This window comes from Kribbella sp. NPDC049227, from assembly GCF_043197265.1.
Taxonomy (GTDB): Bacteria; Actinomycetota; Actinomycetes; order Propionibacteriales; family Kribbellaceae; genus Kribbella.
In genome coordinates, this window is sequence record NZ_JBICST010000001.1 from 1,122,769 (window position 1) to 1,149,461 (window position 26,693).

Genomic DNA, 26,693 nt, shown 5'->3' on the forward strand with positions numbered 1-26,693 from the left:
ACTGCAAGGTGTTACAAGACTTGCAGGAACCTGCAAATCAGGCCGCGATTCGATCACGGAGGGTTGCACTCGAGGCGGTCTGGGCCGCACTGTCCATCCCGTGAGGAACGCCATGAACTCGGCGAGACCCAATCGGCGGCAGATCTTTACGGCGGGGGCCGTGGTTGCTGTTTCGACGGTGGCTGTCTCGACTGCGACATCGACAGAAGCCGCCTTCGGCGGCCCGTACGGCTCCGGTGACCTCGGGGCCTGGCAGGCCATGAGCAAGGCGATCTCGACCGAGACCCAGATCAAACGGGTGCTCGCGACCAACGGGGTCTTCATGTTCGGCGACAGCATCGCCGTCCAGGACGGGAAGACGCTGGCGGCCCGGCTGATCGGCCGCGACGGAAGCCAGCTGGCGGTGCACAACTGGTCCGGGCGGCCGACGTCCGGCGCCGTCGACGCGATGGCCCAGTGGGCCACGGCGTACGGCCTGACGCGCCGGATCCTGATGGCGACCGGCAGCAACGACATCTTCGACCCGCCCAGGTTCGCCGCCCAGGTCGACCGGGCGATGAAGCTGGCCGGCTCGAACCGGTACGTGTACTGGGTCAACGTGCACGCCACCCGGTGGTCGAAGACCGCGGCCGTCCAGATGGCCGACCAGCGCAACTCCGCCTGGGTCAACCTGCAGTTGTCCGACGCCCAGAAGAAGTACCCGAACCTGCGGATCATCCGCTGGGCCGAGTACCTGGCCGCCAAGCCGAGCCGGATCACCTCCTATCTGCGCGACGGCGTGCACACCTCGATCACACTCGGCCAGGCCGCCCGCAACGAACTGACCGTCCAGTCCCTGGTGGCGCCGCTGCCGGCTGCCAAGTGACCGGGCCGTCCATCGGTTATGCTGATGGTGTGAACACGAACTTGCAGCTGTGGTGGGCCGCCTAGGGCGGTCCCCAGCGTTCACGCGCATCCAACAGGCCGCCTCGCCGAGGCGGCCTTTTTGATGCCCTCGGTGAGGCATCCACGCACCGAAAGGGCATCGACATGACCACGCTTTCCGGCATCACCCCGTCCGGCCGTCTGACGCTGGGCAACCACCTCGGCGCACTGCGCCGGTTCACCGACCCCGAGGGGTTCTACTTCGTCGCGAACCTGCACGCGATGACGACCAAACACGACCCCAGACGGCTCGCCGCGCTGACCCGCGAGTTCGCGACGCTCATGCTCGCGGCCGGCACCGCACCGGGCACGGTGTTCGTCCAGTCCGACGTCAACACCCATGCACAGCTGGCGTACCTGCTCGAGTGCACGTCGTACGTCGGCGAGCTGTCCCGGATGATCCAGTACAAGGAGAAGGGCAAGGGCCGGCCGATGACGCGGGCTTCGCTGTTCACCTATCCGTGCCTGATGGCCGCGGACATCCTGCTGTACGGCGCCGACCGGGTCCCCGTGGGCGGCGACCAGTCCCAGCACGTGGAGTTGGCGCGTGACGTGGCGATCCGGTTCAACCGCGAGTACGGCGAGACGTTCGTCGTACCGCAGCTGGCCAAGGCGGCGTACGCAACCAGGGTCAAGGATCTGGCCGACCCGACGAAGAAGATGAGCAAGTCCGAGGCGGACGACGCGGTCGGGACGATCCGGCTGCTGGACCCGCCGGACGTGATCCGGCGCCAGATCATGCGGGCCGTCACGGACTCAGACAACGAGGTTCGCCACGACGAGGCCGCGAAGCCCGGGATCACCAACCTGCTGGACATCCTGGCCGCGTGCACCGACGGCGACCCGGTGCAGCTGGCGACGGCGTACTCGTCGTACGGCGAGCTGAAGCGGGACGTCGCGGACGCGGTGCTGGCCGTGCTCGAGCCGCTGCAGAAGGAGTACGCCCGGCTGACGACCGACCCCGGCGCGATCGACGAGCTGCTCGCGCAGGGCCGGGACCGGGCGCTGGAGGCGAGCCTGCCCCGGCTCCGGGCGGCGGAGCGCGCGATGGGTTTGGCAGGATCTGCTGTATGAAGATTCGCGCCGCCACCTTCAACATCCGGAACTCCTCGGCGCCGGACGGCGACAACGCCTGGCCGGTCCGCAGGGATGCGACGGTGGCGGCGATCGAACACCTCGACGCGGACGTGGTCGGGCTGCAGGAAGTGCTGCCCGACCAGCTCGAGTACCTGCGCTGGCGTTTCCCGCGGTACGACATCGTCGGCGTCGGCCGCGACGACGGGATGGACGCGGGCGAGCACTGCACCGTGATGGTCCGGCCGGGTGACTGGCGGGTGGACAAGCAGGAGACTCGCTGGCTGTCCGACGACCCGAACACGCCGGGATCCGTCGGCTGGGACGCGCACCTGACCCGGATCGCGACGCTGGTCTGGCTGCGGCACCGCAACGGTACGACGGTCGGCGTGGCGAACGCGCACTACGACCACGCCGGTGAGGTCGCCCAACTCCAGTCCTCGCGGCTGATCGCCCGGTGGACGACCGGTGCGCTGCCGTGGATCGTGATGGGCGACCTGAACGCGACGCCGGACTCGCCGGCTTTGAAGGTGCTGACCGAGGCCGGCCTGCGGCACGCCGTACCGATCTCGGCCGGTGGGAGCTGGCACGACTTCACCGGCGCGGAGGACAACGACCGGATCGACCACATCCTGGTCAGCGCCGGGTGGACCGTGGACGAGGCAGCCGTCTCCCACTACCGCCCCGGCGGACGGCTGCCCAGCGACCACTGGCCGGTCATGGCCACGCTGTCCCTCTAGATCTCGGCGTCCCTCTGGATCTCGGCTTTCAGATCTTGGCGAAGACTTCTTCGCGGAGGCGTTCGAGGGCCTCGAAGCGGCGGTTGCCGGTGCCGAGCATCGAGTCCGGGACGAGGACCTCGTCGATCCCGGCCGCCGGGTACTGCGCGACCGTGTCGAGCACCTCCTGGGCCGAGCCCATGATCACGTGCCCGCCGCGGCTCTCCAGCCGCTCCTTGCGCTCGGCCGCCTCGGTGTCCCCCGGTACGACGATCTCCAGCATCGTCTGAGCGGAACGGCGTACCGACTTGGGGTCCCGGCCGATGCGCTCGCAGTGCTCGGCGAAGACTTTCCCCTTGTGGGCGGCGAGTTCCGGGCTGCCCCAGTGGTTCCACTCGTCGGCGTACCGGGCAACGATGCCCAGGGCAACCTTCTCGCCGGCGGCGCCGATCATGATCGGCAGGTTGGCCGGCTTCGGCTCCAGCGGGGCACCGGTGAGCTGGTAGTAGGTGCCGTCGAAGCTGGTGCGATCCTGGCTGATCAGGCCCTTGATCACCTGGCAGGCCTCCTCGAACCGGGCCAGCCGCGCGCGGACCGGCGGCAGCTCGATCCCGTAGACCTCGTGCTCGTTCACCTGCCAGCCGGCCCCGATCCCGAGCACGAACCGGCCGTTGCTCATCTGGTCGATGGTCGCCGCCTGGTTCGCGACGACGGCGGGATGGCGGTAGGTGTTGCCGAGCACCATCGAGCCGACGCGCACCCGCTCGGTGCGGGCAGCGATGCCGGCGATCAGGGCCAGGCACTCGTTGACCGGGACGGACAGGTCGTCACCGTTCTGCATGAAATGGTCGGCGATCCAGACACCGTGCCAGCCGGTCCGTTCGGCGTACTCCGCTCCGTCGAGCACTTCCTGCCAGGTCCGGTTGGCCGCGGGCCACAAAGAGAAATCCATGTCCTTAGTTTCTCTTGTGACTGCCTATGTTCGCTCCTGCGCGTCCAGAACCGCTTCGCCGTTCTCCTCCGCCCACAGGGTGAGCATCCGGATCGGGCCCATCAGGGTGCGGCCGAGCGGGGTCAGTTCGTACTCCACGCGGGGCGGGACGCCGCCGAAGTTCTCGCGGGTGACCAGTCCGTTCGTCTGCAGCCGGCGCAGCGTCTGGGTGAGCACCTTCTTGGAGATGCCGCCGATCAGTGTGATCAGCTCCGTGTGGCGTCGCGGGCCGTCGTTCAGGCCCCACAGGACCACCACGGCCCACTTGTCCGCGATCACCTCGACCGCGAGCCGGGCCGGGCAGTCGGCAAGAAACACGTTCCCCGGATCCAAACCGTCCACGGGCGTCAGGGTACCCAGAGGTTCCCACGGCGGTGCCTAGCGTCTTTGTCCATGAACGGTCTTCCCGAGAGCGCACACCGGCTCTTCACCGAGCCCAAGGACGTCACTGTCATCACCCTCGACCCGGACGGATCGCCGCAGGCGTCCCTGGTCTGGGCCGAGCGGGACGGCGACGACATCCTGATCGGCATCCAGCACCCCCACCGCAAGACCCGCAACCTGCGCCGCGACCCCCGCGTCACCCTGCTCGTCCAGGACGACCAGGTGAGCTCCCGCGGCATCACGCAGTACCTGACCATCCGCGGCACCGCCAAACTCGAAGGCCCGGACATCCCCGCCGACTACAAGTCCCTGATGGACCGCCTGTCCCAGCGCTACCTCAACCTCCCCGAATTCCCCTTCGGCGAAGGCATCTGGCACACCGGCGTCATAGCCCGCATCACCGTCCAATCCACCACCGGCGAAGGCCCCTGGGGAAGGCATTAGCCGCAAACACCGTTGACACCGGGTCTGCCGCCAACACAGCATCAGGCAACAACCGACCTGGGGGATATGAACGTGGGCAAGTTCTGGTGCCGCCGCGGTTCCGTCGTACCAGTCGACCTTCGGATTCGGGTGCTGCTGTCGTTTCAGCGGGCGCTGTGGGAGCAGGTGACGCCGGGGCTGCGTGGGGTTGCTGTCCGGGTGGGATCGCAGATGGTGGAGGGGCGGTTCCTGTACGACGGTGTGCCGGGTGAGGTCGAGGAGGAGATCGTGTCCGAGACCGAGACGTACGTGATTGCTGATCTCGAGCCGGCGGTGGGTGTCAGCTTCCGGGCGGAATGGGCGCCTGAGGCAACTGCCCGGACGCTGGGACCTGGTGAGGAGTGGGTGTACCTGCGGCGGGAGCCGACCGGCTAGACGAGGTGCCAGCGGAGGAGGAAGGCTCCTATGGAGAGGATGAGGTAGGTGAGGACGAGGAGGGTGCCGATGCCGGGGCGGGGGCGGTGGTGGTGGGTAGGGGTGTCGGCGGCCTCGTGGCGGATGGCTTCCATGACGGCGCCTACCTCGGCGGTGCGGTCGCGGGGGATGCCGTTGATCTCGTTCTCGTCCTGGCCGCGGGTGAGTACGACGTTGTCGTCGCCGACCTCGATCGTGTCGACGTCCTGCCAGGCGAGGCTGCGGACCAGCATGCTGGTGCGGGCGCGGAGCGCGGTCGCGGTGAGCTCGACGCGGTAGAGGACGACACCGCCGGCGACGCGCACCACCGACGCCCCGATGATCGTGAGCAGCCCGACCGCGAGCATGTCGCGGGCGCCCATCCACAGCCAGGAATTCAGTGCGGGTACGACGATGAACGGCGCGACGAACAGCGCCCACGCCCACCACGGCGCCGGATCCAGCGGCACCCGCCACGGCAGGTCGGGGACCTGAGCCGCGCGCACGGGGGCAGGGCTCACCTGTTCGGGGCTCTCCTGCTCCGAACGATTACTCATGGGCGGGACCATAGTCGACTCATCCCTTGAACACGGCAGGAAACTGCGGCGCCAACAATAACGCCACCGGTAGCAGAGGTGTTACTCGGCGGCCAACGCGCGCGAACGGTTGCGCGCGGCCTCGATCGCGGACAGGAACGCGGCGCGGACCTTGTGGTCCTCCAGTTCGCGGACGGCGGCGGCCGTCGTACCACCCGGGGACGTCACCCGCTCGCGCAGTACCGTCGGGTGCTCGCCGGTCTCCCGCAGCAGCTTCGCCGAGCCCACAACGGTCTGTACGACGAGCTCCGTAGCGGTCCCACGCGGCAGCCCCATGTGCACGCCGGCCTCGATCATCGCCTCGACGACGAAGAAGAGGTACGCCGGTCCGGACCCGGAGATCGCGGTCACCGCATCCTGCTGCTTCTCCGGCACCCGGATCACCCGTCCCGTCGCGGCCAACAGGCCCTCCGCCAACTCCAGATGGCTCTCGTCGCAGTGCGCACCACGGGAGATCGCCGCCATGCCCTCGTCGACCAGCGCCGGCGTGTTCGGCATGACGCGTACGACGGCAACACCCTCAGGCAGCCGGGACTCGATGAACCCGGTGGTGATCCCGGCGGCCAGCGACACCACGGTCTGCGACGCCCGGACGGCCGGGGCGATCTCGGCGAGCAGATCCGGCATGTCCTGCGGCTTCACCACCAGCACCAGGGTGTCCGCCTTGGCCGCCGCGTCCACGTTGGTCACCACGTCGACGCCGTACCGCTCCCGCAGCTCGGCGGCACGCTCCTCCCGGCGCTCGGTGATCAGGAGCTCCTGCGGTCGCCGCCCGGCTCGAATCAGCCCGGACAGCAACGTCTCCCCCATCACACCGGCCCCGAGAATGGCCACCTGACTAGTCATGGCCAACACACTACTGATCCGGGCCGCCCGGGGACCCGAGCGCCCACCAGCCGGTTACTTCTTGCTGATCAGGGAGCGGGCGAAGAACTGGAGGTTGGCGGGACGCTCGGCCAGGCGGCGGACCAGGTAGCCGTACCAGTCCTCGCCGTACGGGATGTAGATGCGCATCGTGTGACCGAGGCCGGACAGGCGGAGCTGCTCCTCGGGGCGGATGCCGAACAGCATCTGGTACTCGTAGCTGCCCGGCTGCCGGTTGGCGCGGTCGGCGAGCGAGCCGGCGATCGCGATCAGCCGCGGGTCGTGCGACGCGATCATCGGGTAGCCGGCGCCGTTCATCAGGATCTTCATCGCCCGGACGTACGCCTTGTCCACGCCGCGCTTGTCCTGGTACGCCACCGACTCGGGCTCCTTGTAGGCGCCCTTGCACAGGCGGACCCGGGAGCCGGCGTGGGCGAGGTCGCGGCAGTCGCCCTCGGTCCGGCGCAGGTACGCCTGCAGCACCGCGCCGGTCTCCGGGAAGTCCTGGCGCAGCTCACGCAGGATGCCCAGCGTGGAGTCGGTGGTCGTGTGGTCCTCCATATCGAGGGTGACCGTCGTACCGGCGTTGCGGGCCGCGAGGCAGATCGTCCGCGCGTTCTCGAGCGCGATCTTCTCGCCGTCGCCCGGCAGCGCCTGGCCGACCGCGGACAGCTTGACCGAGACCTCGGCGTTCTTGGTCAGGCCGGCTTCGGCCAGTTTGCGGAGCAGTTCGAGGTAGGCGTCCGCGGTCGCGGTCGCGGCGGCCAGGTCGGTGACGTCCTCGCCGAGGTGGTCGAGGGTGACGTTCAGGCCGTTGCTGACCAGCTTCTCGGTGGCCAGCACGGCCTCCGGCGCGGTCTCACCGGCGACGAAGCGCGCGACGATGCCACTGGACACCGGGAGCGACGAAACCGCCTTCTTGATCTGGGGGCTGCGGGACATGCCCAGCAGGACTCGCCGAAGCACTACGTGTTCCTCCTCATCGACCCACCCGGCCCCATCTGCCAGTGGTGTCAGCAGGCTACGCGGCTGAACCTGAGGCTCGCGAATCGTGTGGCAGGGACCACACCACCGGGGTCACTGGTTCGGTCGTCGGTCACTGCTGACGCCGGATCGGTGACAGTACGTCGCCGTTCCGGGAACCATCGCCGGACGCACCCATGACCGGGAGAGGATGCGTCCATGCCCATCTTCAAGCGTCGCAAGCGGACTGCCGTGGAGGCCGACCCGATCGGCGCGTTCTGGTCCTGGTGGAGCGAATCCGGTGCGGCGCTGGTGGCCGATGCGATCGCACGCCAGGTGCCGGCGGATCTGAGCGACGTACTGACCGATCTGATCGCGCGGATCGATCCGGATCTGGAGTGGGAGCTCGGCCCAGGGTTGCACGCCGAGCACGTCCTGATCGTCACCGCGGCCGGGAACCCGAGCCGCCGTGCTGTCGCGCGACGCTGGCTGCGGGCCGCGCCGCCGTCGGACCGGACCTGGGAGTACGCCGACCTGCGGCGGCCGGGGCCCGCGTTCACGATCCGGTTCGACGGGATGCCGCCGATCCCGATCGACGAGGCCGTGGTTTCGATGGAGCCGGATTCGTCGGCGATCCATGTCGGCGTACATCATCCGGCGTTTCCTGAACTGCCGCTGGAGGTGCAGCGGCGGGTGACGTTCCTGATGCTCGATCTCGTGCTGGGCGAGGAGATGGTGGAGACCTGGGTCGGGGCGATCGACACGTTGGCCGAGGCGCCGGCCGATGCTGTGCCGATCGAGACGCTGCTGCCCGCGGTTGCCGCGTTCGCGGCCGATCACACCCTGGAGGACGGGAGTCCGGCGTGGAAGATGCTCGAGGGGACGCGAGACGGGCAGCGGTTGATCGCTACGGCGGAGTACCCGTTGCGGTCGATCCGGCGGCCGCACCTCGACACTCACGTCGCGGTCTCGATCCGCTACCCCGTGGTGCGCGACGACGGGCTGCCCGAGTCCGAGATGCTGGATGAACTGCGCCGCTTCGAGGACCATCTGACCGACCGCCTCGGCGGCTCCGGCAATCTGCTCGCCCACGAGACCTCGGCCGGGACCCGGACCCTCCACTACTACGCCGACGGCACCACTCCCGCCGGCGCTCAACTCCAGGCCGCCACCACCGGCTGGCCCCACGGCCAGGTCTCCGTCGAAGTCACCGAGGACCCCGCCTGGCACAACGTCTCCCACCTCGCCGGTTGAGGACTGGCTGCCAACCGCGGCACGAGGTACGGACTGTGCTCGTCGGCGATGTTCGGCGGGATCAAGACGCCACCTCAGGCAGTGCGGCGTTTGAGCGTTGCGGCGCCTAGGGCCAGGGCGGCGAGGATGAAGGCGGTGACGACCAGGGCGTCGGTGCCTGCGCCGGCACCGAAGCCGTTGCCTTGGGCAACTCCGGTGACGGCGTCGACGGCGTACGACAGAGGCAGTACGTCGCTGACGGCGTGCAGCACGCTCGGCAGTTGGTCGCGTGGCAGGAGGAGTCCGCAGAGCAGGATCTGCGGGATCATCACGGCCGGCATCATCTGGACCGCCTGGAACTCGGTCGCCGCGAACGCACTCGCGAACAGGCCGAGCGCCGTACCGAGAACGCCGTCGAGCACCGCGACCACGCCGAGCTGCCAGGCGGCGCCCTCGATGTTCAGATCGAGGGCGTAGAGCGCGATCGACACGACCACGAGGGCCTGGACCACCGCGATCAGGGCGAACGCCAACGCGTAGCCGAGCAGGAAGTCCACCTTCGCCATCGGCATCGTGAACAGCCGCGCCAACGTACCGCTGGAGCGCTCCCGCAGTGTCGCCACCGAGGTCACGATGAACATGATGATCGCGGGGAACACGGCCAGCAGCGGCCCGCCGACGCGGTCGAAGGTGGTGGGTGAGTCGATGAACATCCACCACATCAGGCTGACCAGCAGCGCCGGCAGCACGATCAGCATCGCCACCGTGCGGTGGTCGCGGCGCAACTGGGCGAGCACCCGAGCGGCGACGGCGAAGGTGACCCGGGGCGTCATTGCGCACCTGCCTTCTGCTCGATGAGCGTGAGGAACGCCTGCTCGATGTCGTCGGTGCCGACCGATTCGAGCAGGGCCTGCGGGGTGTCGTCGGCGAGCAGCTCACCGTCGCGCATCAGCAGAAGGCGATCGCAACGCGAAGCCTCGTCCATCACATGACTCGAGACGAGCAGGGTCGCGCCGGCGTCGGCGAGCCGGTGGAAGAGGTCCCAGAGATCCCGCCGGAGAACGGGATCCAGGCCGACGGTCGGTTCGTCGAGGACGAGGAGCTCGGGGTCGCCGAGGAGCGCGGCGGCAAGCGACGCCCGTGACCGTTGCCCGCCGGACAACCGATCGACGCGTACGTCGGCGTGCGACCGCAGGTCGACCGCGTCGATGACCCGGCCCACGTCGTCGGCCGGGACCCCCAGCACCGCGGCGAAGAAGCGGAGGTTCTCGGTCACGCTCAGATCCCCGTAGACACTGGGCTCCTGGGTGACATACCCGATCCGGCCACGCAGCTTGGGCGCACCGGCGGGCAGTCCGAGGACGGAGACGTCGCCGGTGACCTTGGCCTGGAGACCGACGATCGCGCGGATCAGCGTCGTCTTGCCGCAGCCGGAGGGACCGAGCAACCCGGTCACCGTCCCGGTCCGGAGGTCGAACCCGACCCCGTGCAGGACCTCCCGGTCGCCGCGCACCACCACGACGTCCCGGCAACTCACCGCGTTTTTCATCATGTGATGAATTTAGCGCGAGACCACGCGCTTGGCAACAACCTGGAGAGCTCAGATCAGCGCCTGGCCGGTGGAGTCGCTCAGACCGGCCAGGTCCGGATCGCCGTACCGGCGTCGCAGAGCGGCGAACGCGACAGCCTTCTCCTCACCCCACCGGCGGACGGCGATCTCGTACGACGCGCCGCTCACGAACACCGGCGGAGTCCGCTTGCTGTGGAACTTGTCGGCGTACATGACCAGCTCCTCCTCCCGCGACTCCGCCACGTAGTCGTCCGCCGGGATCGGCAGGCCTTGCCGCAGTACGTCCTCCCGCGTGATGCCGACCCCGCTGTGACGGGAGCAGAACCGGCTGATCGTCTCCGAGAACCCAAGACCCGCGAGCAACTCGTGCCCGAGTACGCCGTGCCGCACATAGCCAACTGTGTCGAGCACGCCGGCCGTGTAGAGCCGGTAGACGCCGACGTCGTGCAGAAGTGCGCCGGCGCGGACCAGATCGGCGTCGACGTCCAGCGACTGGAAGTACTGCGAGGCGAGCTGACAGACGATCCGGCAGTGTTCGTACACGGACTCGAAGGCCTCGCGGGTAGGCGCGTGATCGCGATGCAGGGTCTCGATCTCGCGGTCGGTCGGGAGCTGCATCAACCGGTCAGGTGAAGTTGCAGGACAGGCCCGAGCCGGTCGATCAGGGTGGCCAGGTCGACGGACGCGACCGGTTCGAGCTCGACCAGGTAGCGCGCCATCGCGAGCCCGATGAGCTGCGTCGCGACCAGCGTGACGCGAAGCTGCGCGTCGGGTACGTCGAGCACCTTGGAGACCGGCTGGATGATCATCTGGGTGATGCCCTCGCGCATGATCCGGGCCACCTCGTCGCTGCTCACCACACTGCGAAAGATCGCCTTCATCCGCTGCTGGCCGTCGGCCGATTCCCAGACGCCGAGGAACGCGGTCGCGATCCGGCGACCGAGTTCGTCGCGCGGACCGTCGATGATCCGCGCGGCGATCTGGCGCGGGTCCACCGGGACGGCCATCGCCTCGATGAACAGCTCGTCCTTGCTGTCGAAGTAGTGGTGCACCAGGGCCGCGTCCACCGCAGCCTCCCGGGCGATCGCGCGGATCGAGGTCGCCGTGAAGCCTTTGTCCGCAAAGGATTCCCGGGCCGCGCGGAGGATGTCGCCGCGGGTGTCCGGGCCGCCGGGACGTCGCCCCGCCCGCCCGGTGGTCGTCGTACGGGTCGCGCCGGACTCCGCCGTACCGCCGGATCCGCCGCGGGCGTTCACGACGTGAGCTCCGAGATCTCGCCCTGGGGAGTGACCGCGAACGACGACCGGCGCGACGTCCGGACGAAGTGCTTGCGGGTGAAGTCGAGCGACTCGACCAGGTCGACCTCGCGCTCGGACCGGCTCGTCGCGCGGCGGGTGTTGATCTCGATGATGATGTGGCCGCGGAAGTCCTGGTTCGCCAGGCCGGCCAGCAGGTCCGCGGCCCGTTGGGTGCCGCGGCCGGGCACCAGGTGCTCGTCCTTGGCGGAGCCTGTCCCGTCGGTCAGGTGGATGTGGGTGAGGCTCCGGCCCATCGTCGCGGCCAGTTCGACGCAGTCCTGCTCGGCGGTCGACGAGTGCGACAGGTCCAACGTGGTGTGCGCGTAGTCCTGCTCGGTCGGGTCCCAGCTCGGCGCGTACGCCTGCAGGCCCTTGCCGGGCGCGCGCCACGGGTACATGTTCTCCACCGCGAAGATGACGCCGGTCTCGGCTTCGAGCCTGGCGATCCCCTCGACGAACCCGCGCGCGTAGTCGCGCTGCCAGCGGAACGGCGGATGGACGACGACCACGTCGGCGCCGAGATCCTTCGCCGCCTCGGCGCTGCGCTCGAGCTTGCCCCACGGATCGGTCCCCCAGACCCGCTGAGTGATCAGCAGGCAGGGTGCGTGGATCGCGAGCACCGGCAACTGGTGGTAGTCGACCAGCCGCTGGATCGCGTCGATCTGGGTGCTCAGTGGGTCGATGCCGACCATCACCTCGACGCCGTCGTACCCGAGCCGGGCGGCCAGCTCGAACCCGCTGGCGGTCGACTCGGGGTAGACGGAGGCCGTGGACAGGCCGATCTTGGCGGTCGTGCTGGGGCTCATCGGGCTCACCGCGGTTGCAACTGGTCGAGCCGGGACAGGATGACACCTTCCCGCAGCGCCCACGGGCACACCTCGAGCGAGGGCAGGTTGAACAGATCCATCACGGCGTCGGCGACGAGTGCCCCGGCGACCAGCTGCGACGAGCGGCCGATCGAGACCCCCGGCAGGTCGGCCCGCTCGGCCGCGGTCATCTTGGTCAGCTTCGGCGTCCATTCGGCCAGATCGTCCCGGCTGAGCGAGCGCGACACGTACGGACCGTCGTCGGACGGCGCCGCACCGCAGATCCGCGCCAGCGACCGGAACGTCTTGCTGGTCGCGACCGACCGCTGCGGCTTGCCTGCCCGCAGTACGGGCCCGGCCACGGCGGCCATCTCCATCCGGATCCGCTTGCGCAGCGCCCTGACCTCGTCCTTGGCCGGCGGGTCCTGGGACAGGCCCTCCCGGGTCAGCCGGCCGGCCCCGAGCGGTACCGACACCGCGACCGTCGGCTCCTCGTCCGACCCGGCGGCGATCTCCAGCGAACCGCCGCCGATGTCGAACACCGCGAGGCGGCCGGACGACCAGCCGAACCAACGACGTACCGCCAGGAACGTCAGCCGGGCCTCGTCCTCGCCGCTGAGCACCTGCAGGTCGATCTCGGTCTCGGCGCGGACCCGGTCCAGCACCTTGTCGCCGTTGGGCGCCTCCCGCAGCGCCGACGTGGCGAACGAGAGCACCGACTCGCAGCCCTTGTCCTCGGCCAGTTCGACGGCTTCCTTCACGAACGACACCAATCCGTCGGAGCCGGACTGGGCGATCTTCCCGTCCTTGTCCAGATGTTCGGCCAGCCGCAGCTCGGTCTTGTGCGAGTACGCCGGGTACGGCGCGGCACCGCGATGCGCGTCCACCACCAGCAGGTGAACGGTGTTGGATCCCACGTCGAGTACGCCGAGCCGCATACCAACACGCTACTGGACTGCGCGAGGACCGCGCGCCGGAGTCGGCATTCACTGTCTGCGGGCGAAGGCGCGTACGCTTTCCAGGTGCCTGAGGTTTCTCTCGATTTCCCGCGTGCCTGGGTCGAGTTCATCGACCCCGACGACCCCGACCAGGTGTTCCGTTGCGACCTGACCTGGCTGACCTCCAACTGGACCTGCATCTTCGGTGGTGGCTGCCGCGGCATCTACAAGGGCCGGCCGAACGACGGCTGCTGCACCCTCGGCGCGCACTTCTCCGACGAGGACGACGAGAAGCGGGTGAAGCAGTACGTCAAGGAGCTGACCAAGGACGACTGGCAGTTCCGCAAGGAGGGCCGGAAGAACGGCTGGGTCGAGACCGACGACGACGGTGACCGCAAGACCCGCGTCTGGGAGGGTGCCTGCATCTTCCTGAACCGGCCGGGCTTCGCCGGTGGCGGCGGGTGTGCGCTGCACGGCCTGGCGCTGAAGAAGGGCGTGCACTTCGTCGAGACCAAGCCGGACGTCTGCTGGCAGTTGCCGATCCGCCGGACCTTCCGCGAGGTGGAGCGCCCGGACGGTACGACGTACACCGAGGTCGGCATCGGGGAGTACGACCGGCGTGGCTGGGGACCGGGTGGACACGACCTGGACTGGTACTGCACCGGCAACACCGAGGCGCACATCGCCGTCGAGGCGGTCTTCGAGTCCAGCCGGGTCGAGCTCCAGACGCTGATGGGCCACAAGGCGTACGACGTCCTCGCGGATCTGTGCCGGCAGCATCTGGAGGCAGCCCGGCCGTTGCTGCCTCACCCGGCGTCTAAGTGATCTTGCCGTTGTCGACGAGCCACTCGATGCCTGACAGGGCAGCCTCGATCGCCGAGTAGCGCGGGCGGAAGCCGAGCAGTCTGGCAGCCTTGTCCATCGAGCAGTTCGGGCTGTGCGCGACGTGGTCCCACATGGCTCCAGCGTCCCGTTCCGACAGTTGCTCGCGCAGTTGGCCGATCGGCAGGAAGCCGAGCTTGGCCTCCTGGCCGAACCAGTCGGCCACCGCATGGGCGTAGCCGCGCAGCGTCACCGCATCGCTCGCGACCACGTGGAAGCTCTCGCCGATCGCGGTCGATCGGCTGGTGATCGCGGCCAGGAAGATGCCGGCCACGTCGTCGGCGTGCACCGGGTTGATCGTCTCCAGGCCGAGGTTCGGCAGCAGCAGGTCGTGGCCGTGGGCGAGCTTCTCGTACACCTCCAGGTTGAAAGTGGCGGCCGGAGTGATCGGAGTCCAGCCGGGACCGCAGATGTGGCCGGGGTGGATGATCGTGGCCGGCAGGCCTTTGCGGCGGGACTGGTCGAGCAGGTAGCGCTCGATCGCCGCCTTCTGGATGCCGTAGTCGCCGAACGGCCGGCGCGGCGTGTCCTCCGTGGTCGGCACGGTCATGCTCGGCCCGTGCACCCAGATCGTGCCGCAGTGCAGGAGGTGCTGGATCTTGCCGTGCACGGCCTCGACGAGCTGCTTCGCACTGTCTTCGGTGAAGCAGATCAGGTCGATCACGATGTCCGGCTCGAGCCCGGCCACGCGCTGACCGAAGGTGCCTGCGGCATCTTCCGCGGCGCGATCGACCTGGACGAGCTCGACCTGTTTCCAGCCGCCCTCGCTCTGGTACGGCGACCGTTCGCCGCGACTGAGCACGGTCACCTGATGCCCGAGCCGCACCAGCCCCGGGACCAGGTAAGTACCGATGTGGCCAGTTCCTCCGATGACGACCGTACGCATGGTGCCGAGCTTAGAACGTGGCCCCGACACACCCCGGGGACCACGAGTGTCGGTGGGTGGGGACACAATGACTGGCATGCGTCTGGATCATCTGTCGTACGCGTGCGGCCCTGACGGCTGCAAGGCCACGCTCGAGCGGTTGTCCGCGCAACTGGGGGCGGAGTTCGTCGACGGTGGGGTGCACCCGCGCTTCGGCACGGTGAACTACATCCTCCCGTTGGAGAACGATCGGTACATCGAGGTCGTCGACGTGCTCGATCACCCCGCCTCGGACAAGGCGCCGTTCGGCCAGGCGGTCCGTGCCCGCAAGGAGCTGGGCGGCGGCTGGCTCGGCTGGGTGGTGGCGGTCCGCGACATGGCGCGGATGGAGCAGCGCCTCGGCCGCGAGGCCGCACCCGGCAACCGGCACCGCCCTGACGGGGTGAACCTGACCTGGCGGCAGATCGGCGTGAAGGGCCTGATCGCCGACCCGCAACTGCCGTTCTTCGTGCACTGGGACGACCTCACCGAGCACCCCTCGGTCGGCGGCAAGGGCATCAAACTCACCGCGCTGGAGATCGCCGGCGACCCCCACCGAGTCACCGACTGGATCGGACACCCCGCCGACCATCTCCTCGACGACCTGGATGTCGCCTGGGTCGGCCCCAACGGCCAGCCCGGCCTGGTGGCCGCCGTCTTCCAAACCCCCAACGGCGTCGTCCGCCTCTAGCACCAGATCCGCGGCTTGTGGTTGACCGGGGATGGTCGCCGGGCTAACGTACAACCAAATGGTTGTAGATGATGCTGTGGTCGACGGGTTGCTGGCGGCGTTGGCGGATTCGACCCGGCGCGACATCGTGCGGCGGTGTCTGGCGGCGGAGGCGTCCGTGTCGCGGTTGGCCGAGGCGTATCCGATGAGTTTTGCGGCGGTGCAGAAGCACGTCGCGGTACTGGAGCGGGCCGGGCTGGTGACCAAGGAACGCAGGGGACGCGAGCAACTGGTGCGCAGCGAGATGGACGCCGTACGGCGGGCCCGGGACGCACTCGACCAGCTCGAGGCGACCTGGCGTGGTCGCGTGGACCGGATGACGGACCTGCTGACCGAGAGCACACCGGAGCGAAGGGACAAGAAATGAGTGTCACGAGCGTTGACAAGGACTTCGACGCACTGACCCTGACCCTGATCGCGGACTTCGCCGCGAGTGTGGAGCAGGTGTGGGACCTGTGGGCGGACCCACGGAAACTCGAGCGGTGGTGGGGCCCGCCGACGTACCCGGCGACGGTGATCGAGCACGACCTGACGCCGGGTGGCGAGGTGTTCTACTACATGACCAGCCCGGAGGGCGAGAAGTTCCACGGCCGCTGGCAGATCGTCGCCGTCGACCCGCCCGCGGCGATGGAGTTCGTCGACTCGTTCGCCGACTCCGAGGGCAACCCGGCCGCGGGGATGCCGGCGACCACCACGCACCTGCACCTAGGCGCGCACGACGGCGGCACCCGGATGGAACTGCGGGCGGTCTTCGGCACCCGCGAGCAGATGGACCAACTCATCCAGATGGGTATGGACACCGGACTGGAACAGGGCGTCAGCCAGATGGACGCTTTGCTCTAGTGGATGTTCTCGAGGTCGGCCAGTGAGACCTCGAGCTGTGTCAGCAGCCGTTGCAGGTGCGGGACCGTCCGGCGGCAGCCGGTCAGACCGAAGTGCAACTGGTGGTCGTAGCTGGTGACGCTGATGTTCAGCGCCTGGCCGTTGAGCACGATGCCGGCCGGATACATGCCGAGCAGGCGCGACCGGTTCCAGTACAACGGGCTCTCGGCCGGGCCGGGCACGTTCGAGATGACGACGTTGTACGGCGGCGTCGTACGGCCGGCCACGCCCGGGACAACCGCCGCGGGACCGGCGATGCTGAAGCCGAAAGCGCCGACCAGCAGCCGCTGCAACGGACTGAGCTCGGACAGCACGCCTTTGGCATACGTGGTCGAGGCCATGATGCGGCGAATCCGCCGCTCGGGGTCCGCCTCGTCGGTGGCGAGATCGGCGATCAAGGTGCTCAGTGCGTTACCGCCGCCGGGTGCGTCCGCCCCGCCGCGCAGGGAGACCGGGACCATCGCCGTCAACGCCTTGTCCGGAAGGGCGTCCAGCTCGAGCAGATAGTTGCGCAAGGCACCTGAACACATCGCCAGCATCACGTCGTTCAGCGTCGCCCCGGTGATCGCGCGGACTTTCTCCAACCGTTCGATCGGCCACGACTGCGCCGCGAACCGACGCGCTCCGGTGATCGGCTGGTTGAGGATCGTCCGCGGCGCCTGGAACGCGACGGAAGAATGCTCCGCCTGCACAGTCCGGAGCAGACTCTTCACCCCGACAGGCGTGAGACCGGCAAGATCAGCCAACACCCTGACGGTGTTGCCCGGCAGCCGGCCGGCCGCCGTCAACAGGCCGGTTGACGGGATCGCCTCCGGAACAGACTCCGGGAGGGCGAAGGTGGCGGGCATGTCTGTTGTCTCGGGGCTGGTGGTGAGGGTGTCCTGCATCCAGCGGAGGGCTGTGACGCCGTCCAGCAGCGAGTGGTGGAGCTTGCTGTAGAGGGCGAAGCGCCGACCCTCGACGCCCTCGATCAGATGCATCTCCCACAGCGGCCTATGCCGGTCCAACAGGGTCCCGTGCAGGCGGCTGGTCAGCTCGAACAGTTCGCGGAACCGCCCGGGACGCGGCAGTGCGGACAGCCGCACGTGGTACTCGAGGTCGATGTCGTCGTCCTGCTCCCACGACCAGTAGCCGAGGTCGAGCGCCCGGTTCCGCACCCGCCGGGCGAACAACGGATTCACCGCCGGCGCCGCGACCATGTCGTGGTACAGCTGCGACACGTAGTCCCGGGAACCCTCCGGGAACACGTGGTCCCGTCCGGCGCCCTCGGGCAGCTCGAACACCATCAACCCGCCGACGTGCATGGGCTGCTCACGGCTCTCACCGAGCAGGAACATCGCGTCCAGCGGTCCCACCGCGGTCATCGTCCCTCCCGCTCCCGACCTGGGATCCCCGACGCCTCATCGTCGCCATCGGGGCCCAGTCCGTCTACCCCTGCCCACAGCGCTTACGGAGATTTTGTTCTCCGATCAGCGACTGCAGCAGATGCGACCTCAGTCGAGAGGACGGTAGTTGACGCCGATGCGCTCGATGCGGGCCAGGTGGGGGCGCAGGCGGGTGAGGAATTCGTCGTACGACGTCCGCGGGGAGCCCCAGGCGCGTTCGGCGAAGGCGGACAGGCGCGGCAGGAGCATGTAGCCGACCTGCTGCTCGTCCGGCATGTACTCGGTCCAGATCTGGCACTGGGTGCCGACGATCAGGGCCGCCTCCTCCTCGGTGAGCGAGGCCGGGATCACCTCGAAGTCGTAGACCTTCTCCAGCGGGATGAAGTTGCCGATCGCGAGCGGCTCGGTCGCCGGGTCGCCCTGGTAGTAGTCGAAGTACACCGACTCGCACGGCGCCATCACGGTCTGGTGGCCGGCCTTCACCGCGATCTCGCCGCGCTGCGCGCTGCGCCACGCCATGATGACCGCGTCCTTCGGGCAGTCGGTCTCGACCATCTCGTCCCAGCCGACCAGCCGGCGGCCCTCCTCGGCCAGCACCGACGCGACCTGCTCGGTGAACCAGCCCTGCAGTTGCCCCGGCTCGGTCAGCCCGAGCTCGGCCTGCCGCTTCTGCGCCTCCTCCGAGACGCCCCACTGCACCGACGGGCACTCGTCGCCGCCGAGGTGGATGTACGGGCTCGGGAAGATGTCCAGCACCTCGCGCAGCACGGTCCGGACGAACTCGACGGTCGCGTCGTTCACGTTCAGTACGTCGTCGCTGATGCCCCAGTACTGCCGCACGGTCAGCTGGGTGTCGGGGTTGTTGCCGAGCTCCGGGTACGCCGCGATCGCGGCCTGCATGTGGCCCGGCAGGTCGATCTCCGGGACCACGGTGATGCCGCGCTCGGCGGCGTACGCGACGATCTCGCGCAGGTCGTCCTTGGTGTAGAAGCCGCCGTGCCGCTGCCCGTCGTACTCGAAGTCCTTCTGGCCGTGCGACATCTTGCCGACCATGGTCTCGTCCCGCCACGCGCCGATCTCGGTCAGCCGCGGGTAGGCCTCGATCTCGACCCGCCAGCCCTGGTCGTCGGTCAGGTGGAAGTGCAGCGTGTTCAGCCGGTGCAGGGCGAGCACGTCGATCACCTTGAGTACGAACTCCTTCGGCATGAAGTGCCGGGCGACGTCCAGCATCATGCCCCGCCAGGCGAACCGTGGTGCGTCGGCGATCCGCACCGCCGGCACCGCGACCTTGCCGTCCTCGGCCGGCTCGGCCGCGTCCAGCAGTTGCGCGTACGTCGACTCCGCGTGCCGGAGTGCGTCCTCCGAGCCGGCCGACAGGCGGGCGCCGTCCGTGGTCACGTCGATCCGGTACTCGGTCTCGCCGAGGTTCTCGACGACGTCCCGGATGGCTTCGCCGGCGGGATCCCCGCTCACCCACTGGCCGTCGTCGACGGAGAGTTCACGCGGGGCAGGAACGATCGCGATGTCGGGCATCCGGAACTCCAAAGCAGGGGGTGGAATTACGTCAGAACGATCCTATAAGCGCGCATCGGCGTCCGTCCACGTTCTCAAGTGCGCATAGACCGGACGCTGGGAACAGTGTCGAGCACTGTTGAGCACCGTCGAACACACGGAATCGAGCTGCCGTACCGGTCGGCTCGATGAGAAGGTGAGGCGTGACCGCCGACACCAGACCCGCCGAGCTGCAACGAACGACGCTGCGGGTGCTGGTGGTGAGCAACGTCGTGGGCGGGGTCGCCGTCGCGAGCGGGTTCGCGGTCGCGGGGTTGCTGGCCGAGAGCATCTCGGGATCCACCTCGATGGCCGGACTGGCCGCCACGTCGACCACTCTCGGCGCCGCGATGCTCGCCGTACCGCTGGCCGGACTGGCCAGGTCGCGCGGCCGGCGGGTGTCGTTGACCGTCGGCTACCTCATCGCTACGACCGGAGCGCTGCTGAGCATCGTCGCAGCCCAGATCGACTCGCTCGCACTGCTTCTGCTGGCCGGTTGCCTGTTCGGCAGCGGTTCCGCCTCCAACCTGCAGTCCCGGTACGCCGCCACCGACGCAGCGGACCCGGCACACGTCGCCCGCTCGCTGTCCCTGGTCGTCTGGGCCACGACGATCGGCGTTGTCGTCGGGCCGAACCTCACCGGTGTCGGCGGCGCTGTGGGTACGTCGCTCGGAGTCATGGCACTCGCCGGCCCGTACATCTTCTCGGTCATCGCCTTCGCGATCAGTCTGGCCACGGTGTGGTTCGGGTTGCGCCGGCTGCACCGGAGCACCCCCAGAGCCAAGGTCGAACGGCAGCCGCTCGCCTCCACGTTCCGGACCGTGATGTCGATCCCCCATGCCCGGCTGGGGCTGCTCTCCATCGCGGTCGCCCATGCGGTGATGGTCGGACTGATGTCGATGACGTCGGTGCACCTGCGGCACCACGGTGCATCCCTCACCATCGTCGGCTTCGTCATCAGCGGGCATGTGGCCGGCATGTACGCCCTGTCCCCCGTGATGGGCTGGATGGCGGACCGCCTCGGCCGCATCCCGACCATCGGCATCGGCCTGGGTCTGCTTGCCTCGGCCATGACCGTGGCCGCGCTGGCACCCGACGACGCACACGGCCTGACCGCTGCCGCGCTGGCCTTGCTGGGACTCGGCTGGTCGGCCTGCCTGGTCGCAGGATCCACACTGCTCACCCGCTCGGTGCCGGAAGACATCCGCACCTCGGCACAGGGCCTGTCCGACCTCACCATGGGTGCGTTCGCCTCGATCGCCGGTACGGCGGCCGGACCGGTCCTCGCCCAACTCGGCTTCCACTGGCTCGCCATCCTCTGCGGGATGCTCCTGATCCCGGTCGCACTCCTGGCCGCGACGACCAGACCAGTGCCGGCAGCAACTAGGGTCTAGCGGTGTGAGCATCGCGGAAGGTGGGATCCCGAGTCCCAACATCTGGCATCACCCGAAGGTGTACGAGGTCGAGAACCGCGCCGTCGATCCTGACGGGGTGATCGAGCCGGCCATGCGGGCGATCCGGGACTGGGCCGGCGCGACGCTGCTCGACATCGGATGCGGCACCGGGTTCCACCTGCCGGCGTTCGCGGCGACCGCGGGCCGGGTCATCGGGGTCGAGCCGCACGGTGCACTGGCCGACGCCGCCAAACGCCGTACCAAGGACCTGCCGAACGTCGAGGTCCGGCAGGGTACGGCGCAGCGGCTGCCGGTGCCGGACTCGTCGATCGACGTGATGCACGCGCGCTGGGCGTACTTCTTCGGGCCGGGCTGCGAACCGGGGCTGGCCGAACTGGACCGGGTGATGCGGCACGGCGGGACCGCGTTCGTGATCGACAACGACGGCAGCCGGTCGACGTTCGGGCGCTGGTTCGCCGAGGCGTACCCGAAGATCAAGGCGGCGGAGGTGGAGGCCTTCTGGACCGCGCGCGGCTGGCAGCGCACGCAACTCGACATGGGCTGGCGGTTCGAACGCCGGGAGGACCTCGAGGCGGTGATCCGGATCGAGTTCGCGCCGGCCGACGCGGAGCGGATCATCGCATCGCACTCGGGGGTCGAGGTCGACTACGCCATCAACCTGTGGAGCCGGACCTTCTGAACCTCTTCTGAACCTCTTCTGAAACGACACCCGGACGGCCCTGCGAGCGGACCTCCACTGCCCATAGGGTTGACGAACCACTCGACGGGTCTTCTGGGGAGGCGCCAGCCAGGGATGGACGGTCTGCTGCTCGAACAGGTCCCCGGCTTGCCGGAGAAGGTCCGGATCGACGTAGGCGAGCAGCGAGCGCTGGTGATGCCGTCCGCCGCTGCCGCACGCCGGCTGGTCGACGTACTGACCGGTGCGGACGATCCACCGGCCGATGCGGTGGTGAAGATCGGCGATCCGGTCCGATTGGTGCCCGCCGAAGGCGGGCTGCTGCCACACCTGACGGTGCTCGGCAACGTCGTCCACGGCCACATCGTGAGGCACCGCGTGACCCGCAAGGCCGCGGAGGAGGAGAGCCTCGTCACCGCGGGAGACTGCGGACTGGACGACGTACTGGATCGCTATCCGCACGAGATCACGCCAGGCCGTCGCCGGCTGGCCGGTGTGGCTCGTGCACTCCGCGCACACCCGAGGCTGATCGTGCTGGAGGACGCGGCCGGCCTGCCGACGTGGGGATCGTTGCTCCGGCTGCACCACCCACCCGAGGAACCACCCCCTGAGCTGTACGGAGCCGCGGTGCTGCTGATCACCACCGACTCCAGCCGTACGACGGGCTTCCGCGATGCGTAGTAGCCGCAGAGCATTCCTGGGAGCCGCCGCGACGCTCATGGTCGCGGGTTGTTCGAACGACGTGTTGGGGCTCCGGCGCAGTGTGCGGGTGGCGGTGAGCTGGAGCGGTCAGGAGCTGCACGCGTTCCACGACGTACTCGACGGTCTGGGCAAGCTGGACTATCCGGTGGAGGTCGTGCCGCTGGGCGACGACATCTCCACCGCGTTCGGGGCCCGCTCCGGCCGGCGGCCGGACATCGTGATGCTGCCGCAGCCCGGACTGGTCCCACGCGAACGCAACGAGCGCAACGACCTCCAGGCCATCCCGGACGAACTGGCGAACCCCGGCCGAGCACGACTCTGGAAAGACCTGCTCGTGTACGACGGCACGACGTACGGCGTCCCGTTCAAGACCGCCCACAAGTCAGCGGTCTGGTACCGGCCCTCGGTGTTCCGGGAGGTCGGTGTGGAGCCGCCACAGCTCTGGTCGGAATGGCTGACGCTGAACAAGACACTGTCGGATGCAGGTGTCCGGCCACTCTCGCTGGCCGCGGGTGATGGGTGGGTGCTCACCGACTTTCTCGAGAATGTCCTGCTGGGCATAGCGCCTGCCGTCTATGCAGGGCTGGCGACAGCGACGGACCCCCGGCCGTCACGACGACCCGAGTTCGCCGCAGCCCTTCGTCTGCTGGGATCCATGTGGTCCGCTCCGGGTGCGTTGGCCGGCGGTGTGAAGCGCTCACTCGTGCAGCAGTTCCCGGACGCGATCGTCGAGGTGTTCGGCCATCGCCGAGCCGCCATGGTGCTGGCGTCCGACTTCGCCGAGCCGGTGGTGCGTTCGTTCGCGACCGATCCGGACGACATCGGAGTGTTCACGTTCCCGGCACTCGCGCCCGGCGCGGCCGCGCCGGTCGTGGTCGGAGGCGACGTGATGGTGCTGCCGAAGCCCTCCAGCGACGACGCGGTCGACTTGGTCCGCCGCCTGTCCGCACCGACCGCGGTGGACCCGTGGATCAGACAGGGCGGCTTCCTGGTCGACGGACGGGTGTCCGGCTACTCCCCCGAGCTGACCAGGCTGGCCGAACAACTGATCGCACCGAACGGACTTCTCCAGTTCGACCTGTCCGACCAACTGGGACCCGTTGGGGGCATCAACGGACTGTGGCGAGTGCTCACCGACTTCCTGATCAGGATCGGCGATCGCGGCAGTGCCGTCGTACCGCAGGCTGTCGATGCCGCGGTGAACGAACTGCGTGAGGTGGAGAGCTGATGGGCTTGCAGACGAACGGCCTGTCACTGGAGATCGTCGGCCGCGAGGTCAGCGGCCGTCCCGTGGCCGGCAAGCCACGGCGACCGGCCGGACCGTATCTGCTGGGGCTCCCCGCACTGTTGCTCAGCAGCCTGCTGCTGATCCCGATCGGGGTGACCGTGGTGGCGGCGTTCCGGACCACCAGCGGCTTCGGGTTCGGCAACTTCGCGGTGATGGGCGACCCCGGCGCATTGCGTGCCGTAGGCAACAGTCTGGCCTGGGTGCTGGTCGCGTTCGCGCTGGTCGTGGTCGGGTTCTTCCTTGCCCTGTTGAGTTATCGGCTGCCCGGCCTGACGTCGTTCCTGCAGCCTGCGCTGGTGATCCCGTTCGCGGTGTCGGTGCTGGTGTCGGGCGCGACGTTCCGCTTGATCTTCGACCCGGCACCGGAGCGCGGCACGGTGACCGCGGTCTGGACGCGGCTGTTCGGCACGAGCCCGGTGTGGCTCGGCCCCGGCCTGTTCTGGCTCGTGCTGGTGTCCGCCTTCGGCTGGACCTGGCTCGGGTACGTCGTCTCGCTGTTCCGCGCCGGCCTGGACGCGATACCGGACGACGTCACCCGCACCATCGCCGCCGAGGGTGTCACCGGCTGGCGACGGCTGTTCGCGTTGGAGATCCCACTGCTCCGGCCGATCACCGGTGTGGTGACGCTGACCCTTGTCATCGCGGCGGTCCGGGTCTTCGACCTGGTCCTGATCGTCGTACCTGGTTCCATGCAAGGTTCCGCGGACGTGCTCGGCCTGAACTGGTGGCGTGCGAACGCGAACGGTGCTGACTCGGGTCGCACGGCGGCGCTGGGTGTGGTGCTGTTCGCGATCGTGGCCGCTGTCGCCGTGATCGGCGTACGCGGCCTGCGCCGACGCCGCTGGGCGATGCCAGTCTCTGTGGTGACCCCGGATCCGACGCTGGGCCGTCCGAAACCCAGCAAGCTGGTACGCCGCTTCGGATGGATCGTCGGCTTCGCAGTCAGCCTGGTGTGGATCTTCCCGGCCGTGGTGCTGGTCGCTACTGCTCTCCACTCGCCGCGCGAGGCCGGTCTGCACGGTTGGTGGTCGCTGTCCGGTCTCGGCTTCTCGTCCTTCAGTGCTGCCGCGAACATCGGGCTGTTCCGGGCCTTGCTGTCGACAGTCCTCATCGCCGGCGCAGCCACAGCAGTTCTGCTGGTGATCGCCGTACCGACGGCCTATCTGGTCGCGTGGGGCGGTCTACCGCAGTGGCTGGGCCGTGTGGTGATGGCCATGTTCGTCGTACTCGCGGTGACGCCGGTCCAGATGTACGCCGCTCCGTTGCAGGATGCGATCGGTGCAGCGGGATTGGCCGGATCGCGGATCGCGTTGGCACTGGTCCATGCGGCCGCCGGTCTGCCGTTCGCTGTCCTGCTCCTGCGGTCCGCGTTCGCCTCTGCTCCACCGGCCCTGGTTTCTGAGGCATTGATGGGTCCTGCGCGACAGAGCGCCGTACTGGCGACGGTGCAGAGGACCTATCGGCCGGCGGTGATCGCTGTGGCGGTGCTGGAGTTCGCTCTGGTGTGGAACGACTTCATCGTCGGGTTCCTGATCAGCGGTCCTGGTACGACGCCGTTGTCGCTGGTGTTGTGGGGCGAGGCTCGGCAGTTCTCCGCGTCCAGTGGGACCGTCGCTGCTGCCGCTGTGGTCGCGTCTGTCGTGCCCGCCGTACTGATGCTGACGTTCTGGCAGAAAGTGGTGCGTGGACTGACCGCAGGGAGCCGGCCATGACCTCTGGGCCTTCTGGCGACCGGCAACCCAAGCCGGAGGACAAACCACGCCAAAGCCGCCGGCGGGGTGACTTCTTCGGGATCAGCGCGCTCGCCTCGGCGTTGCTGTCCGGTCTTGCCGGCGAGCGGTTGTCACAGAGTCTCGACAGCGGCGGCTGGGTCCGTGTGGTCGGCCTGTCGCTGACATTCCTGTTCCTGCTCATCTGGGCGGCGTACTACGCGCCGACGGTGCTGGCGGCGTACCGGCGACGGCGGCAAGAGGCTGAGGCAGTCGTCGCAGCCCCGGAGCTGCGAGCAGCTGCGGAGGAGGCCGAGCAGTGGATGATCGCGCTCGGCTCCGACACCGGCGGTATGGCGGCGGCCGAGTGGTACTCATTGAACGAGCCGCAACTGCGCGAACGCCTGCAGGCCGAGAAGCCACGCGAAGGCATTGCGGACGACTTCGCCCGGATCTGCGACGCACTGGAGGTCTGGTACCTGCGCCGGTCCGAGCCCCTCCCTTTGCTGGAGCTCAGCGAACTCCTGTCTGCCGTCGCCGAAGCATGCGGCCGCCGCGATCTCGCGGAGCTCGCTGCGGCTCGCGAGGCGACGGCGTACCGACTGCTGGGTGATCTGGAGAGCGCGACCACGCGGCTGGGTGTCTCGGACAACGTGGCGACCCATAGCCGGACCGCGGCGGCGCTGACAACTCGCCGGCAGGTCGAGCGGGCGCTGCTCCACCTGGCCCGCGCGGAACAGTCGCCGGCGGGCAACGACCGGGTCGAGGCGGTGCTGAACGCGCGGGACCGGTTGGACGACGCGCGCCTCAACCGGCCGGGCCCTGACCTGGCTGCCGAGGTGGCGATCCTCATCAACCGCGCGATCGTGAACCTGTACCAGCTGCAGCCGGAAGAGGCACTCGACCAACTGCGGCCCGCCGTCGCACGTGCCCGCGCGGCCGGCGACATCAGCGGCCAGGCACACGCGTCCGAGCTCATGGGGGTAGCGGCCTGGATGCAACGCAGTCCGCACGAGGCCAAGCGGATGTGGCGACATGCGGAACACCTCTACTCGGAGATCGACGAGAGCGAAGGCCGCGCCCGCTGCCTGCAGCACCTCGGATCGGCAGAGGTCGTGGCCGGCCGGAAGAAGCAGGCCCGGACGTTGCTCGAGCGCAGCGCGGACCTCCGGACGTCGGAGAGTGAACTGCTGACGCAGTACCTCGAAGCCGCGCAGGAGGACGGGCAGCCGCCCGAGGTGGACGACGACGGCGGGGCCGGGGTCACGGTCAGCCGGATCCGCCGGCTGCTCGACCGGGTCCGGGATCACTTCACGCTCAGCCGCTGACGTTT

General features: G+C 68.8%; 30 protein-coding genes. 16 read left to right on the plus strand and 14 right to left on the minus strand.

What is annotated here, in order from left to right; translation table 11 throughout:
* Positions 1–178: 178 nt before the first annotated feature.
* The 3 genes from ACGFH6_RS05655 (at position 179) to ACGFH6_RS05665 (ending at position 2,738) form a co-directional block, all read left to right on the plus strand.
* Positions 179–865 (plus strand): hypothetical protein, encoded by a 687-nt coding sequence (locus ACGFH6_RS05655; RefSeq protein ID WP_393380778.1) that lies wholly within the window; start codon positions 179–181, stop codon positions 863–865.
* 164 nt (positions 866–1,029) lie between these two features.
* On the plus strand, positions 1,030–1,998 hold the full coding sequence (gene trpS, locus ACGFH6_RS05660) for a tryptophan--tRNA ligase (protein WP_393380779.1): 969 nt from the start codon (positions 1,030–1,032) through the stop codon (positions 1,996–1,998).
* Entirely contained in the window at positions 1,995–2,738 is a 744-nt protein-coding gene (locus ACGFH6_RS05665) for an endonuclease/exonuclease/phosphatase family protein (protein ID WP_393380780.1), read from the plus strand. The genes trpS and ACGFH6_RS05665 overlap by 4 nt, the downstream gene beginning before the upstream one ends.
* A 28-nt stretch (positions 2,739–2,766) precedes the next feature.
* Here ACGFH6_RS05665 and ACGFH6_RS05670 read toward each other — a convergent pair whose 3' ends face one another.
* Entirely contained in the window at positions 2,767–3,669 is a 903-nt protein-coding gene (locus ACGFH6_RS05670) for a TIGR03560 family F420-dependent LLM class oxidoreductase (protein WP_393380782.1), read from the minus strand.
* Positions 3,670–3,693: 24 nt separating this feature from the next.
* A complete protein-coding gene (locus tag ACGFH6_RS05675; RefSeq protein ID WP_131360109.1) occupies positions 3,694–4,050 on the minus strand; it encodes a helix-turn-helix domain-containing protein in 357 nt (118 codons plus the stop codon).
* Between the two features lie 51 nt (positions 4,051–4,101).
* Here ACGFH6_RS05675 and ACGFH6_RS05680 point away from each other — a divergent pair, with 51 nt between their 5' ends.
* Complete coding sequence (locus tag ACGFH6_RS05680) at positions 4,102–4,536, plus strand: TIGR03618 family F420-dependent PPOX class oxidoreductase (RefSeq protein WP_393380784.1); 435 nt, start codon at positions 4,102–4,104, stop codon at positions 4,534–4,536.
* Positions 4,537–4,608: 72 nt separating this feature from the next.
* Complete coding sequence (locus ACGFH6_RS05685; RefSeq protein ID WP_393380785.1) at positions 4,609–4,950, plus strand: hypothetical protein; 342 nt, start codon at positions 4,609–4,611, stop codon at positions 4,948–4,950.
* On the opposite strand, the gene ACGFH6_RS05690 is transcribed toward ACGFH6_RS05685, so the two are convergent.
* The 3 genes from ACGFH6_RS05690 to ACGFH6_RS05700 all read right to left on the minus strand — a co-directional run bounded on the left by ACGFH6_RS05690 (position 4,947) and on the right by ACGFH6_RS05700 (position 7,394).
* The gene (locus tag ACGFH6_RS05690) at positions 4,947–5,525 is read right to left on the minus strand and encodes a hypothetical protein (protein WP_393380787.1); all 579 of its coding nucleotides are present in this window, start codon (positions 5,523–5,525) and stop codon (positions 4,947–4,949) included. The genes ACGFH6_RS05685 and ACGFH6_RS05690 overlap by 4 nt on opposite strands.
* Positions 5,526–5,606: 81 nt before the next feature.
* A complete protein-coding gene (proC, locus tag ACGFH6_RS05695; RefSeq protein ID WP_393380789.1) occupies positions 5,607–6,410 on the minus strand; it encodes a pyrroline-5-carboxylate reductase in 804 nt (267 codons plus the stop codon).
* Positions 6,411–6,464: 54 nt separating this feature from the next.
* Complete coding sequence (locus ACGFH6_RS05700; RefSeq protein ID WP_393380790.1) at positions 6,465–7,394, minus strand: proline dehydrogenase family protein; 930 nt, start codon at positions 7,392–7,394, stop codon at positions 6,465–6,467.
* Positions 7,395–7,610: 216 nt separating this feature from the next.
* Here ACGFH6_RS05700 and ACGFH6_RS05705 point away from each other — a divergent pair, with 216 nt between their 5' ends.
* Positions 7,611–8,645 carry a DUF695 domain-containing protein gene (locus ACGFH6_RS05705; RefSeq protein ID WP_393380791.1) on the plus strand — a complete coding sequence of 345 codons (1,035 nt, stop codon included), beginning with the start codon at positions 7,611–7,613 and terminating at the stop codon, positions 8,643–8,645.
* Between the two features lie 74 nt (positions 8,646–8,719).
* Here ACGFH6_RS05705 and ACGFH6_RS05710 read toward each other — a convergent pair whose 3' ends face one another.
* The 6 genes from ACGFH6_RS05710 to ACGFH6_RS05735 are packed head-to-tail and all read right to left on the minus strand — an operon-like array spanning position 8,720 to position 13,236.
* Positions 8,720–9,457, minus strand: coding sequence for an ABC transporter permease (locus ACGFH6_RS05710; protein ID WP_393380793.1), 738 nt, complete (start codon positions 9,455–9,457; stop codon positions 8,720–8,722).
* Positions 9,454–10,176 carry an ABC transporter ATP-binding protein gene (locus ACGFH6_RS05715; protein ID WP_393380794.1) on the minus strand — a complete coding sequence of 241 codons (723 nt, stop codon included), beginning with the start codon at positions 10,174–10,176 and terminating at the stop codon, positions 9,454–9,456. The genes ACGFH6_RS05710 and ACGFH6_RS05715 overlap by 4 nt, the downstream gene beginning before the upstream one ends.
* A 48-nt stretch (positions 10,177–10,224) precedes the next feature.
* Positions 10,225–10,812, minus strand: coding sequence for an HDIG domain-containing metalloprotein (locus ACGFH6_RS05720; RefSeq protein WP_393380795.1), 588 nt, complete (start codon positions 10,810–10,812; stop codon positions 10,225–10,227).
* Entirely contained in the window at positions 10,812–11,450 is a 639-nt protein-coding gene (locus tag ACGFH6_RS05725; protein ID WP_393380797.1) for a TetR family transcriptional regulator, read from the minus strand. The genes ACGFH6_RS05720 and ACGFH6_RS05725 overlap by 1 nt, the downstream gene beginning before the upstream one ends.
* Entirely contained in the window at positions 11,447–12,298 is an 852-nt protein-coding gene (locus ACGFH6_RS05730; RefSeq protein WP_393380799.1) for a sugar phosphate isomerase/epimerase family protein, read from the minus strand. Before ACGFH6_RS05730 ends, ACGFH6_RS05725 begins: the two co-directional genes overlap by 4 nt.
* Before the next feature lie 5 nt (positions 12,299–12,303).
* Positions 12,304–13,236 (minus strand): Ppx/GppA family phosphatase, encoded by a 933-nt coding sequence (locus ACGFH6_RS05735; RefSeq protein WP_393380801.1) that lies wholly within the window; start codon positions 13,234–13,236, stop codon positions 12,304–12,306.
* Positions 13,237–13,320: 84 nt separating this feature from the next.
* Here ACGFH6_RS05735 and ACGFH6_RS05740 point away from each other — a divergent pair, with 84 nt between their 5' ends.
* The gene (locus ACGFH6_RS05740) at positions 13,321–14,061 is read left to right on the plus strand and encodes a hypothetical protein (RefSeq protein WP_393380803.1); all 741 of its coding nucleotides are present in this window, start codon (positions 13,321–13,323) and stop codon (positions 14,059–14,061) included.
* On the opposite strand, the gene ACGFH6_RS05745 is transcribed toward ACGFH6_RS05740, so the two are convergent.
* Positions 14,054–15,004 (minus strand): NAD-dependent epimerase/dehydratase family protein, encoded by a 951-nt coding sequence (locus ACGFH6_RS05745; protein WP_393380805.1) that lies wholly within the window; start codon positions 15,002–15,004, stop codon positions 14,054–14,056. The two genes, ACGFH6_RS05740 and ACGFH6_RS05745, sit on opposite strands and share 8 nt — an antisense overlap.
* A gap of 76 nt (positions 15,005–15,080) precedes the next feature.
* On the opposite strand from ACGFH6_RS05745, the gene ACGFH6_RS05750 reads away from it, so the two are divergent.
* From ACGFH6_RS05750 to ACGFH6_RS05760, 3 genes are read left to right on the plus strand one after another with little or no spacing between them, the layout of a single operon-like run.
* On the plus strand, positions 15,081–15,713 hold the full coding sequence (locus ACGFH6_RS05750) for a VOC family protein (RefSeq protein ID WP_393380806.1): 633 nt from the start codon (positions 15,081–15,083) through the stop codon (positions 15,711–15,713).
* A gap of 58 nt (positions 15,714–15,771) precedes the next feature.
* Entirely contained in the window at positions 15,772–16,119 is a 348-nt protein-coding gene (locus ACGFH6_RS05755; protein ID WP_393380808.1) for an ArsR/SmtB family transcription factor, read from the plus strand.
* Positions 16,116–16,595, plus strand: coding sequence for an SRPBCC domain-containing protein (locus tag ACGFH6_RS05760; protein ID WP_393380810.1), 480 nt, complete (start codon positions 16,116–16,118; stop codon positions 16,593–16,595). Before ACGFH6_RS05755 ends, ACGFH6_RS05760 begins: the two co-directional genes overlap by 4 nt.
* Here ACGFH6_RS05760 and ACGFH6_RS05765 read toward each other — a convergent pair.
* Both ACGFH6_RS05765 and ACGFH6_RS05770 read right to left on the minus strand, forming a co-directional pair.
* A complete protein-coding gene (locus ACGFH6_RS05765; RefSeq protein ID WP_393380812.1) occupies positions 16,592–17,998 on the minus strand; it encodes a wax ester/triacylglycerol synthase family O-acyltransferase in 1,407 nt (468 codons plus the stop codon). The two genes, ACGFH6_RS05760 and ACGFH6_RS05765, sit on opposite strands and share 4 nt — an antisense overlap.
* A 129-nt stretch (positions 17,999–18,127) precedes the next feature.
* Positions 18,128–19,552, minus strand: coding sequence for a beta-N-acetylhexosaminidase (locus ACGFH6_RS05770; RefSeq protein ID WP_393380813.1), 1,425 nt, complete (start codon positions 19,550–19,552; stop codon positions 18,128–18,130).
* A 182-nt stretch (positions 19,553–19,734) separates the two neighbouring features.
* On the opposite strand from ACGFH6_RS05770, the gene ACGFH6_RS05775 reads away from it, so the two are divergent.
* The 6 genes from ACGFH6_RS05775 to ACGFH6_RS05800 all read left to right on the plus strand — a co-directional run bounded on the left by ACGFH6_RS05775 (position 19,735) and on the right by ACGFH6_RS05800 (position 26,688).
* Positions 19,735–20,964, plus strand: a complete 1,230-nt coding sequence (locus tag ACGFH6_RS05775; protein ID WP_393380814.1) for an MFS transporter — start codon at positions 19,735–19,737, stop codon at positions 20,962–20,964.
* Positions 20,965–20,968: 4 nt separating this feature from the next.
* Positions 20,969–21,664 carry a class I SAM-dependent methyltransferase gene (locus ACGFH6_RS05780; RefSeq protein WP_393380815.1) on the plus strand — a complete coding sequence of 232 codons (696 nt, stop codon included), beginning with the start codon at positions 20,969–20,971 and terminating at the stop codon, positions 21,662–21,664.
* A gap of 114 nt (positions 21,665–21,778) precedes the next feature.
* On the plus strand, positions 21,779–22,342 hold the full coding sequence (locus tag ACGFH6_RS05785; RefSeq protein ID WP_393380816.1) for a hypothetical protein: 564 nt from the start codon (positions 21,779–21,781) through the stop codon (positions 22,340–22,342).
* An 88-nt stretch (positions 22,343–22,430) separates the two neighbouring features.
* Entirely contained in the window at positions 22,431–23,591 is a 1,161-nt protein-coding gene (locus ACGFH6_RS05790) for an ABC transporter substrate-binding protein (protein WP_393380818.1), read from the plus strand.
* Complete coding sequence (locus tag ACGFH6_RS05795) at positions 23,591–25,363, plus strand: sugar ABC transporter permease (RefSeq protein WP_393380819.1); 1,773 nt, start codon at positions 23,591–23,593, stop codon at positions 25,361–25,363. The genes ACGFH6_RS05790 and ACGFH6_RS05795 overlap by 1 nt, the downstream gene beginning before the upstream one ends.
* The gene (locus ACGFH6_RS05800) at positions 25,360–26,688 is read left to right on the plus strand and encodes a hypothetical protein (RefSeq protein WP_393380821.1); all 1,329 of its coding nucleotides are present in this window, start codon (positions 25,360–25,362) and stop codon (positions 26,686–26,688) included. Before ACGFH6_RS05795 ends, ACGFH6_RS05800 begins: the two co-directional genes overlap by 4 nt.
* Positions 26,689–26,693: the final 5 nt, after the last annotated feature.